Source organism: Bifidobacterium sp. B4111, assembly GCF_026537235.1.
In the GTDB taxonomy this organism is placed as follows: domain Bacteria; phylum Actinomycetota; class Actinomycetes; order Actinomycetales; family Bifidobacteriaceae; genus Bombiscardovia.
In genome coordinates this window covers 467532-479462 of the sequence record NZ_JAFNMO010000001.1, presented here as the reverse complement: position 1 = coordinate 479462, position 11931 = coordinate 467532, and the positions used below count along the sequence as shown (strand labels likewise).

The following is an 11931-nucleotide window of genomic DNA, read 5'->3' as shown; positions in this document are numbered from 1 at the left end:
AAGGCACGACACCGGGCAAAACTTCGAAAGGGGCAGATTCGAAAGGCGTCCAAGAAGGCAGATCCGCAGTTGCCAGTCCTCATTTAAAGTCAGTCTTCGCCGGCAGCCCGACGGGCATCGCCAGGCTCCGAACCCGCCATCAAGGTCTTGGCCAGGTCCACAAACCGTTTGGTCAGCGGAGAGTCATCCAGGGATCCATCCGGTCTGAGTACAGCCGGTCGACCGGACTCTCCAGACTCGCGCAGGTCGGTCTGCAGGGGCAGCTGCTCCAGCAGGGGCACCTGATATCCCAGGTCACGGGTCAGCTGGTCGGCCACACGCTGGCCGCCTCCCTGACCGAAGATGCGAAGCCGTTCGCCATTGTGCTCGTACCAGGACATGTTTTCGATCACACCCTGGACTTTAGTGGGCAACTGCAGGGCCACCAGACCTGAGCGAACAGCCACCTGCGAGGCCGATGGCTGGGGAGTGGTGACCACGATCAGCCGGCTGTTGGGCAGGGCCTGGGCCACGGACAGGGCCATGTCTCCGGTGCCTGGGGCCAGATCCAGCAGAAGCACATCGGGGTCGCCCCACCAGACATCAGAGAGGAACTGCTCCAGCGAGCGCTGCAGGCGCGGACCCCTCCAGAGGATGGCCCGGTCCGACCCGGCGAACATGCCGATGGAGATCAGCTTGACCCCCCAGGCGGTGACCGGCATCAACATGCCATGCAGATTGGTAGGCCGATTGCGCACGCCGAAGAGCCCAGGCAGGGAGAATCCGTAGATGTCCGCGTCAATGGCGGCCGTGTCATAGCCCAGGGCAGCCAAGGTGGCAGCAAGGTTGACGGTCACCGAGGACTTGCCCACGCCGCCCTTGCCCGAGGCGATGGCAAAGATGCGGGTGCCCACGCCAGGCTTGGAAAAGGGATTGCTGCGCCGGGCCGCCTTGAGGTCGGCTACCAGGTTGTCCAGCTTCTCCCGGCTCATCGAGGAGACATCGATATGCGGGCGCAGCCGGGCTCGCGGATATGAGGTCACGGTTCCATTGATCTGGTTGGTAATAGTGGTCGACAACGGGCATCCCTTGATGGTCAGCTCCACCCGCACGGTCACCTCGTAGTCGACTTGGGCATCCCTGGCTGGCTCGACAATGATGTCGGTGATCATGCCCAGATCAGTAATGGATCGGCCCAGTTCCGGATCGATGACCCGACTGAGCCGCTCATAGACCTCCCCCTTGATTCTTCGAGGCAGTTCCTCTAGATTCCGGGTCCTTTCCTTGCCATGCTCTGCTTGTTCCATGCCGTCACCATATCGCGCCCAGCCATCCGCTGCCAGGGCGCGGCTGGTCGGATATTGCGAATGTCACAATCAGCCTTGTGCTGGGTTGGGATCGCCGGTATCAAGCAAGCGATGGAAGCCCGCCTCGTCCAGGATCGGCAGGCCCAGACTCTCAGCCTTGTCGGCCTTGGAGCCCGGGTTGGCACCCACAACCACATAGGTGGTCCTTTTACTGACGGATCCGGAGGCCTTGCCGCCGCGCTCCACGATGGCCTCCTTGGCAGAGTCCCTGGAGAAGTCCTCCAGGCTGCCGGTGACCACCACGGTCATGCCTTTCAGGGTCTGCGGCTTGGTGCTGCGTTCGACGTGAGCACCCACCCCGGCGGCCTGCCAGGAATCCAAGATGCGCCCGCGCCAGTCGTTGGGCTGTCGGGCGCCCTGGAACCAGTCGTGGATGGAGTGCGCGATCTCGGGGCCCACGCCGTCCAGCTCGGACAAGTCCTCCACGCTGGCCTCCTCCACCGCCTCGAGAGACGGGAAGCGGGTGGCTATGGCCCGGGCCGAGGTCGGTCCCAGGTGCCGGATGGATAGGGCCACCAGAACCCTCCACAGGTCGGCATGCCTGGCCTTGTCGATCTCTTCGAGCATCTGCAGGGTGTTCCTGGAGGGTTGGGCATCAGCACTGCCCAGTGCAGCCTCCTGAGCCTGGGTCTCATGGCTGTTCATGGCCCGTTCGCCGTGGGCTGCCTGATCGCCCTTGGGCAGGTTGTAGAAGGCAGGCACACGGTACCACAGGCCGCTGCCGCCAGTCCGGCGCTTGATCGCAGCTCGTCCCTGCCGACCTTCGACTTCCGCCTGCTCCATCAGAGGGACCTCGCGCCAGACATAAACCTGGCGCAGATCCTCCGCCTTCAGGTCGAAGAGGCCTGCCTCGCTGGTCAGGACAGGATCCTGCCGAGGCGGAAGCTTCAGATCCGGATCCGGCTGGTAGGGGGCTGCCTGGCCGCCTTGGTCAACCAGAACCTCACGCAGGCCAGGAGCATAGACCTCAACGGAATCGGGCCGGTTTTCATCGGGATTGGTCAAGGCTATGGCGCTCTGCTCCCCCAGATGTTCGATATCCAGGGCTTTGCGCGAAGCCATGTGGATGATCCGCTCGGTCAGCTGGGCCGGGCAGGACTCCACATTGGGGCAGCGGATGTCCACATCGCCCTCCTTGGCCGGAGCCAGACGGGCGCCACAGCTGGGGCAGATCTCGGGCATGACGAAGGGTCTCAGGTCCTTCTCGCGCCCCTTCCTAGCCTCGACGACCGGTCCGACCAGCTCGGGAATCACATCGCCCGCCTTGCGGACCACGACCGTGTCCCCGATCAGAATGCCCTTGCGCTTGACCTCGGAAGCGTTGTGGAGGGTGGTCCTGGAGACCGTGGAGCCGGCCACGGTGACCGGGGTGAGAACCGCCACCGGGGTAATCCGCCCGGTTCGGCCCACCTGGACGGTGATGTCCAGAAGCCGGGTATTGACCTCCTCCGGAGGGTACTTGTAGGCCACGGCCCAGCGGGGGGCACGGGAGGTGGCGCCCAGCCTGCGCTGAAGATCCCGGTCCTGCAGCTTGACCACGATGCCGTCCAAGGCGTGCTCGATGTCGTTGCGGTGCTGGCCGTAATAGTCGATCATGTCCAGGATCTGGTCGAAGGACGTGACGACCCGGTTGTGGGGGGAGACCGGAATCCCCCACTGCCTATAGAGGTCGTAGGCCTGGGACTGGTCGATGACCTCGTCATGAGTCCCCTTGGGATGGGCTGGCCCCCACCTCAGAGAGCCAAGGCCATGGGCGTAGAAGCTCAGACGGCGGCTGGCAGTGATGCGCGGATCCTTCTGCCTCAGGGATCCGGCGGCGGCGTTGCGGGGGTTGGCGAAGGGCGCCTTGCCCTCCTGCTCCTGTTGCTCGTTCAAGGCATTGAAGTCGTCGAACCGCATGAAGACCTCGCCGCGGACCTCCACGAATTCGGGGATGTCGCGGGCCGGCCCGGACAGGTTCTGCGGAATGCTCGAAATGGTCCTGACGTTGAGGGTAATGTCCTCACCGGTCACCCCGTCCCCCCTGGTCAGGCCCTGCTCCAGGACCCCGTTGCGGTAGAGGAGGTTGAGGGCCAGGCCGTCGATCTTGACCTCGCTGGTCATGGGCAGGGCCTTGTCCTGCGGCCAGTCGAGCTCGCTGCGCAGCCCGTCATACCACTGGCGCAGCTCGGCGACGCTGAAGACGTCATCCAGGCTGAGCATCTGGGAGGGGTGGCGGACGGAGGCGAAGTCGTTGGAGAAAGTCCCTCCGACCCGGTGCGTCGGCGACTGGGGAGTGTCCAGGCTGGGGAAGCGGGACTCCAGCTCCTGCAGGCAGCGCATCCTGGCGTCATAGGCCGCGTCGGAGGAGACCGGCGCATTGTCTATGTAGTAGGCGACCTGGTCGGACTCCACCCAGGCGGCCAGCCTGGACCAGAGGCGCTGGGCCTGCTGGGCTCCCAAGGATTCAAGGTCCAGCTCCCCCAGTCGCATGGCATCAGCATCGTCTGGTTGAAGAGAGGCTATCCATCGGTCAGTGCCCGGCCTGGGCCTGGAATCGGCATTCCCGCCCTCGTCACTGGATTGCTGGATATCTTCCCGAGCTGTTTTGTCATGCATTGAGCGACCTCATGAACTGTGCCTGTACCACATCAACACCTTCATTATCGTCGTCGTTCATCCTTGCGGCCGCCATTGACAATGTTCGGGCCGGGACGAAGAGCCCGCCGTCCACACAGATGCGTGCTGCCTGGCGAACTATCGAAGCCACCTCGGTGTGAGGCCAGACCGGCAGACCGTGTTCAGCCAGCACCCGGCGTGCCTGCCTGTGATCTTCGGGCAGGACCACGCATTGGGAGCGGGCCCTGGCCTGCAGCTCAGACAGTTCGTTCTTGAGGGCTGGTATCCGGTCGGGACTGATGTGCTCGCTCATCAGGTAGGCAGCTGCAGCTACGTCGAATTCGTCGCGCATCCATGAGGCATAAGCAAGACGGTAGTAGGCGAAGGAGGCATCGTCCCGGTCCAGGGCCACCCGCAAGGCGTTCAGTGTGGCAGCCCGGGCCGAATCCCAGTCCTCGCGGTTGGCCAGCATGACCGCCAGCTTCAGGTGGGAGAGCGGGTAGGCGGGCGCATAGGCCACCATGGCGTTCAGATGCTTGAGGGCTGCCTGGTCCTCCTTGAGCTGTGCCAGCAAGTCGGCTATTTCCAGGTGGGCGTAGAAGAGGTTGTCAGAGATGAGCAGGGTCCGCTCCCCCGGTGTAGCGAAGAGGCGGTTATAGACCACCCGCTCGGCATAGGAATTGAAGTAGCGGGGCACCTGGCCCTCGGCCGCAAAGACGGCATCCAGATGGGCGATAGCGTCTTGCTCAACCTGTATGCCCTGGGCTGCGCCGCCGGAGAAGAGCAGATCGCGGGCCCTGACGCGCACCTTGTCCAGCTGGGAGGACAAGGAGAAGTCAAAGTCGGGAACAGGGGTGCCGTCGATCATGGCGCTGGCGACCTGTGGGGCCAGCTGTTCCAGCTCCGGGTCGCCAATACTCTGGATGATGCTTGTAGCCTCCTGGGCCTTGGCTGCTGATGTCATGGTCCGGTTTGAAGCCAGCTGGTGGAAGCCGCCTACAGCCCTCTGCAGCAGGTCGGCCCGTTGGATTGAAAGGTCCACGGCCTTATGCGCGCCCAAGGCTTTGGCGGACTTGTCGGCAAAGGTCACCTCGGAAAACTCGGGCTCCTCCTGGCTGCCATGCGGGCTGAAGCGGTCATCGCGCATGTCGAAGACAGCCTCAGTGGGCTTGAGCCCGCCTTGAGAATCCACCTGCATGGCCGCATCGAAGAAGCGATAGATGGCACATGGATCCTTCAGACCCTGCGAACGGATGCGGGAGAGGAAGAGTTCCCTGCTGAAGACCACCGATACCAGGTTTCGAATGGTCGGATTGCTCTGCAAGGCGCTGAGCGGATTCTGGGATCCGTCGTCAGTCTGATCAGCAGAGGCGTCTTCGCCCGAGACATCGTCGTTCGTTGTATCATCGGCGGTCGACTCATCCGAATCGGACCCATTGGTTGATGACGGCGCTGCAAAGGCGGCAGAGTCAAGGTCCACGCCCTGCATAAGATCCTTGAACTCTCGGTCCACGGATTCCTTTTCGCCCTGATCCTCGGCCTTGTCCTCTTCACTTCCCTCTTGTTGCTCAGGAGCCATCCGGGAGGCAATGGGCTTGGCAGGATCGCCATGCACATCGCCATCCTTGGGATCAGCCTTGGACCCAGTGGGGGCTACCTCGCCGGAACGCATGCGCTCAAAAGCCTCCAGGGCCTGTCCCATCATGGTCCTGATGGCCGAGTTTTGCTGGTCGACTGCCTCTTCCAGACCGATGGAGTCAATCTGAAGGCTGACCTCGCGCACGGACGGATCCACTCCAAAGGCCAGGGCAGCCATCATCAGCCCGACGCGCAGGTTGTAGTCAGCGCTCATGGCGGAACGCTCACCGTCGTTCAGATCCCGCCAGGCCCTTGACTGGTCCTCATAACGGCTGGAGGGCATCATGGTGCGTCCTGCTGCGGTGAAGGCCAGGGCCACCTGTCCTTGGGCGAGGTTTGACCTGAACTCTACATCAAAACGGAAGGGCAGCCGGAGGGATCGCACCAGCATGGACAGCGTCTGCCGGTAAACCCACTCGGATCGCACCGGCTCCTGGCCCTGGCCGTCCGCTCGCACCGGCAGAGCCTGGGGAGCTTGTTGTTGGACCATGACGGCGGTGGCCGCAGCCTTATCAACCATGGCGTTGATAGCAGTCCGCCCGTCGTCCTCCAGGGGATCGAAGCGAATCGGATAGTCTCCCGGGCGCAGCAGGGCGACAATGGCAGGATCCTCCAAAAGTGCCTGGTCCAGCCGCGTTGCCTGGACGCGATTGATCGAGTCCTCGGTGGGCAGCGTCCCCAGACGGGCATTGCGCTCCAGCCAGGCGCTGACTGCGGCGAATCTGTTGAGGTTGCCCTCGATACGCAGGGCCGCAAGCGCGGCAGTGAACTCCAGTCCGTTGTCCCAGCTCAGGAAGTAGGCGCCGGAGTAGGAGGAAGCATACAGATGCAGGGGCTCCGCCCCATGAACGGCCTCAAGGCCTGAGACGGGCGATAGAGCACCGGCCTCACGCATCAGGTCGGCGAACAGATCCTCCAGTCCGGAGACCCGCTGTCCGTGGGAGCGTGCCTGGATCATGTCGCCCACGCTGCGTCGGATGGCTCCCATGGGCGCCTCCCGATTGAGCCGGTAGAAGATGTTGCCCGAGCCGAACCCGGTGAAGGTTCCCTGAATGCGCGGCAGCAGGTAGGCGGCGAAGAAGGCGATGGCCACAGCATCCCGATACTCCAGGTCCAGGCGCATCTCAGGCGGCAGGAGGGGACGCAGCTGCTCCAGGCAATAGCGACCATCGGCTCGCAGCCAGGAGGCCAGCCAACGCATGTGGCCGGCATCATCACGGCCTGCTACGGCACCCTGCAGGGCATGGACCGGGCCCGAATCCTGACCCGGATCGCGGCCCAACCGACGACCGTCGGCCAGGGTCACCTCCTCCTCACGACCCAGCAAGAAAGCAGGCTCCATATTCTGCAGGTCCATCCGGCTCTGCTCGCCAATGAAGACCCGGCCATGGTCGTCGGCCAGAGCGATCTGGGCAAAGTGACGGTGATCGGTGAAGATCCCCAACGCGAAGCCCCGGCCCGGGGCATCGGGCCACTGAACCCAGCCCAGCGTCAGTCCCTCGGGCACGCCCTGCAGACGGGGAAAGAGCCGACGCTTGACAGCGATACCCAGAATACGGCTGTGAGAAGCCAGGAATTCGCGCATCTGCCGATCATCCGGATGGCCTCCCGTCCGGTTGATTAGATCGACCATGTCGGCCACCGAAGAATCCAGGGGATGATCCCCACGACCCCCTCTGGTCGGCCGAGAGGAGCCCACCAATCCCTCCAGTGCGGAAAGAATGGAACGGCCCAGGCCGGACAGATCACCGAAACCCCGGGACTTCTTCGCGTTCTTGGACATACCTTTGATTGTCCCAATCCAGCCAGACATGTCGCCGTTAGAATAAAACCGTGATGACTCTGCCAGCCCTGCGACGACCCACCCCGGCCAGGGGCACGACCATTCGCCTGCTGGTAGCGCTTGCTGCGGTACTCATCCTCGAACTGGGAGTATTCAATCTGGCCCATTGGCAGTCGCTGATGGGCTCCACATCAAACTCTCCGGCACAGACTACGGCCGATCCCCACTCCCCACTAGGTCGGCTGGGACCAGGGCTGTCCCCTCTGCCAGGCGGGGGACTGAAAGTCACCGATCCGGCTGGCGCCTGGGTAGATGTCCCTGATGTCGATGGACAGGCATCCTTTGTTCAGGCCCATCTGGCAGAGGATGTCGAGGGTTCATTCCTGTCGCAGATCCATGTACGTCTGGACCTGCGCCCGGCCGGCGGCAAGGGATGGATCCAGGGCACCCGAGGGCTGATCTGCCCCGGTCAGGCCCGTAGCCACTACCTGCGCGTCCGCGGAAAACCCAGCGGCACCCGGATCCAGGCCATGCGCCTGTGGATACAGGAACCCATCGGTTCCCGACTGGAACTGACAGGAGTGACCCCAACCAAGGTGGTCCCCCTGGACTTCAACTTGGCGCGGATACTGCTGCTGACCTGTCTGGCGGCACTGATCCTGGGCTACCTGCCCGGCTCGATCCTCTGGCGGACCCGGTTGGATACAGGCTCGGTGAGCCAACGTCTGGCCCTGGCCATGATTCTGGCTCCGCTGGCAGCCTGGTCCTGCTGGAACATCCAGCACGATCTGTCCACCTTCACTCCCATGGCCTATCACCAGCCGAACGCCTACGTATACGACTTCAACCAGTACGACCACGTAGCCCAGGCCCTACTGCATGGACGCCCCTGGCTGGATCTGGGCCAGGCGCCGGGTCTGGCCAAGGCAGCCAACCCCTTCGACATAGCCACCCGTAACGCGCTGCTGGCCCAGGACCAGCAACCCATATATTGGGACTACGTCTACCGGGGCGGCCACTGGTATTCCTACTTCGGTGTCCTGCCGGTGCTGCTGCTCTTCCTGCCCTACCGAGTGATAACCAGCCTGGTGTATCCGGGCGGCTATGCCCTGCCCACCAGTTCGGCTGCGGCCCTGCTGGTCGCGACGGCCACCGTCATGACGGCCCTAGCTACCATCCGCCTGCTGGCCCGCTGGTTCCCACGGGTCAATCTGGCCGTGGTCGGCATGGCCCTTATAACCATGCTGGGAGGATCCGGCATGGTCTACCTCTGGTGCCGCCGCAACTTCTATACGATCCCTTTCGATGCCTCCCTGCTGGCGGTCATGACCGGGCTCTGGCTCTGGATGGGGGCCAGACGGGTTCAGCGACAGGCTGCAAACGCCGGTGAGCGTTCGGGGCGTGGATCAACACGGATGTGGACTGTGGAGGACGGGGACCAACCCTGGCATCTGTCCAAATCTCGGCTCTTTCTGGGATCGCTGTCAGTGGCCGCCACCCTGGGCTGTCGGCCCACCTTCCTCGCTGCCGGCCTGCTGGCGCTGCCCCTGTTTGTCAAGGAGATAAGGGCAGTCGTCAAGGCCCTGTTCACGCGTGGACGCCATCCGGCTGGCATGTCCCGGAGGCGGGCACTGTCCCTGCTGGCCTGCTGCCTCTTGCCGGTCCTCCTGGTCGCCGCCCCTCTGCTCTGGTACAACCGTTGGCGCTTCGGGTCCCTGCTGGATTTCGGCAACCGGTATCAGATGACCGTCCTGGACCTGACCAACTACCATCCCGGCATCCAGGGCCTGCTTCAGATCTTTAGCTACTACCTGCTGCAGCCTTTGACCACCCTGCCGGTCTTCCCCTACTTGCAATTCTCCCCCGCTCCCATGCGGGTCTGGCACTTCACCGAGCCTGGCCTGGGCGGGCTCCTGGTCACCACCCCGTCACTCGCGCTGGCCCTTGCTCTTCTTGCTCTGCCCCGGGTGCGAAAAGAGCTACAGCGTCGGGGATGGATGCCCGCCTTGGTCTTGGCCCTGGCTCTGGCAGCCCTGGTCATGGCTGCAGACTCCTATCTGGGTGGATTTTCGGTGCGCTACACCATTGATTTCGCCTGGTTGGTCTGCCTGGTCGCCGTTGTGGCCATGGCCGCCGCATTCTCGACATATGAAGACGGCCGCCCCGCAGCGGAAGCGGCCGTCATGAGCCTGCTGGCACTGGCCTGCCTGGCTGGTCTGGTCCTGGCCTTGGTCAACGCCATAGTCCTGCTGGAGCACTTCGACCCCAGTCAGGCCATGAACGTAGCCGTCTGGTTCCTAGCACCCTGAGCCCAGCCGACCACGGTATCAGGAGTCCAGACCCTGCTGCTTGAGGGCCTGGTGATACCGGTCGACCATGTCGGCCACGATGCCATTGCCATCACCGCCCGACAGGGTGATCACCGAGGCCAGGGGCATGGTGTCAAAGAGCTGGGCTGTATTGGGATCGTCGGGCAGAGGTATGCCATCCTGCTCGATACGATCGCGCAGGATGGGCCCGCCGATCGAATTCTCGCGCCACTCCGCCATGGTCGATTCAGCATTCAACGGAATAAAGCGGCCGTCGCCATCCACCTGCAGGTCCTGCTCCGCAACCAGATCGCGACTGGAGGTGCCCACTTGGATGCGGTAAGTGCCCGCCTCCACATGCCAGCCATCCATGACCGTTGACCAGTAGGCGAAGTCGCGCTCAGTCAGGTCCATGCTCACTCGGCTGGACTGTCCGGCTTTCAGGAAGACCTTGGTGAAGGCCTTGAGCTCATGGCTGGGCCGATTCACCCGGCTGGAGCAGGGGGCCACATAGACCTGCACGGTCTGAGCGCCATCCGCCTGCGAGGTGTTGGTCACGGTCACCTCCACCCGAGCCGAGTTGGCTCCGGTCTTGGTCACCGCAATCTGTTCCAGTGCAAAGTCGGCATAGGACAGCCCGAATCCGAAGGGGAAAGCCACTGGTCGCTGGAAAGTATCGTAGTAGCGGTACCCCACGTAGACGCCCTCGCCATAGCGGGAGTGACCCTCCTCGCCAGGGAAGGAGGTAATGGTGGGGTTGTCCTCCAGCCGGACCGGAATGGTTTCAGGCAGATGACCCGAGGGGTTAGCGGCACCGGTCAGCACATCCACCACGGCGCGTCCGCCCTCCTGGCCCAGCAACCAGGTCTCCAGCAGACCCTTGGTATTGTCCATCCAATCGGCAACCGTCACCACTGCTCCGTTGGAAAGGACGGCAACCACCCGGTCGTTGACCTCGGACACGGCCCTGAGCAGAGCCACTTGCTTGTCGGGAAGATCCATACTGGTGCGGTCGAAGCCCTCGGACTCGGCGTATTCAGGCAATCCCAGGAAGAGCACCACGGTGTCGGCTCCGCGCGCTACCTCAAGCGCCTGCTGGGTCAGAGCAGGATCCTGTTCCTTCTCGTCCAACGTGAACCCGGGAGCAAAGTCCACATTTATGCCAGCCTCTTTGAAGCCACCCAGGACCGAGGAGACCTCGGTGGGTGTGATGTGCGAGGAGCCTCCGCCCTGGTAGCGCGGAGTCCGGGCGAACTCACCGATGACGGCGATCTTCTCCTTCGGGTCAAGGGGCAGGATCCGGTCCTCGTTGCGCAAGAGGACGATGGACTCCTGGGCCGCTCGACGAGCCATGTTGTTGTGTTCCTGGACGTCGTAGCGATAATCCTGTCGGGACATGGCCGGACGGGCCTTTTCGATCAGGTCCAGGACCCCCTGGGCCATGCGGTCCAGCTGTTCCTTGTCCAGCTTGCCAACCTGTACGGCCTGGACTACCTGGTCGTCAGTGCGGGAAGGCGGCATCTCCAGGTTGAGCCCGGCCTGCAAGGCATTGACCCTGTTGTGGACGGCACCCCAGTCGGACATGACCATGCCCTGGTAGCCCCACTCACCGCGCAGAACGCCCGTCAGCAGCCAGCGGTTCTCTGAGCTGAAGACCCCGTTGAGCTTGTTGTAGGCGCACATGATGGTCCATGGCTTGGCATTCCTGACCACATATTCGAAGGCCGGCAGATAGATCTCGCGCAGGGTGCGCATGTCCACGTCAGAGCTGACCCTGAGCCGGTCTGTTTCCTGGTTGTTGGCTGCAAAGTGCTTCAGGGAGGTTCCCACCCCCTTGGACTGGACCCCTTCGACCAAACCTGCGGCTTCATGCCCGGCCAGCACAGGATCCTCCGAGTAAAACTCGAAATTACGACCGCCCAGCGGGCTGCGCTTGATATTGATACCGGGTCCCAGGATTACGGCCACCTTCTCCTGGACGCACTCCTCGCCCATGGCCTGGCCCACCTGGTAGGTCAGATCAGGGTTCCAGGAGGAGGCCAGTCCCGCTGTCGGGGGGAAGCAGGTGGCCGGAACCGATCCGTAGACGTCGGAGCCAGTGGCCTTGCGCAGGCCATAGGGACCGTCGGTGATCATATAGCCTTCATAGCCCTTGTCGGTCAGTCCCTGCAGGTGCCAGGAGTCGGATCCCGAGGTCAGCGAGGCCTCCTCTTGCAGTTCCAAATCCTTGGCTTTGGTACGTGATTCTTCTGTCATG

5 protein-coding genes are annotated in these 11931 nt (G+C 63.2%); 1 reads left to right on the top strand and 4 read right to left on the bottom strand.

Going from position 1 to position 11931, the window contains the following annotated elements; translation table 11 throughout:
- Positions 1-89 precede the first annotated feature (89 nt).
- The 3 genes from J3T93_RS02275 to J3T93_RS02265 form a co-directional block, all read right to left on the bottom strand.
- Complete coding sequence (locus tag J3T93_RS02275) at positions 90-1286, bottom strand: Mrp/NBP35 family ATP-binding protein (RefSeq protein ID WP_267430379.1); 1197 nt, start codon at positions 1284-1286, stop codon at positions 90-92.
- A 69-nt stretch (positions 1287-1355) separates the two neighbouring features.
- Complete coding sequence (gene ligA / locus J3T93_RS02270; RefSeq protein ID WP_267430378.1) at positions 1356-3944, bottom strand: NAD-dependent DNA ligase LigA; 2589 nt, start codon at positions 3942-3944, stop codon at positions 1356-1358.
- Complete coding sequence (locus tag J3T93_RS02265; protein ID WP_267430377.1) at positions 3937-7365, bottom strand: tetratricopeptide repeat protein; 3429 nt, start codon at positions 7363-7365, stop codon at positions 3937-3939. The genes ligA and J3T93_RS02265 overlap by 8 nt, the downstream gene beginning before the upstream one ends.
- Positions 7366-7415: 50 nt before the next feature.
- Between J3T93_RS02265 and J3T93_RS02260 the strand changes: the two genes are divergently transcribed.
- Positions 7416-9674, top strand: a complete 2259-nt coding sequence (locus tag J3T93_RS02260) for a hypothetical protein (RefSeq protein ID WP_267430376.1) — start codon at positions 7416-7418, stop codon at positions 9672-9674.
- A gap of 18 nt (positions 9675-9692) precedes the next feature.
- On the opposite strand, the gene J3T93_RS02255 is transcribed toward J3T93_RS02260, so the two are convergent.
- Positions 9693-11930, bottom strand: a complete 2238-nt coding sequence (locus J3T93_RS02255; RefSeq protein WP_267430375.1) for a glycoside hydrolase family 3 C-terminal domain-containing protein — start codon at positions 11928-11930, stop codon at positions 9693-9695.
- Position 11931: the final 1 nt, after the last annotated feature.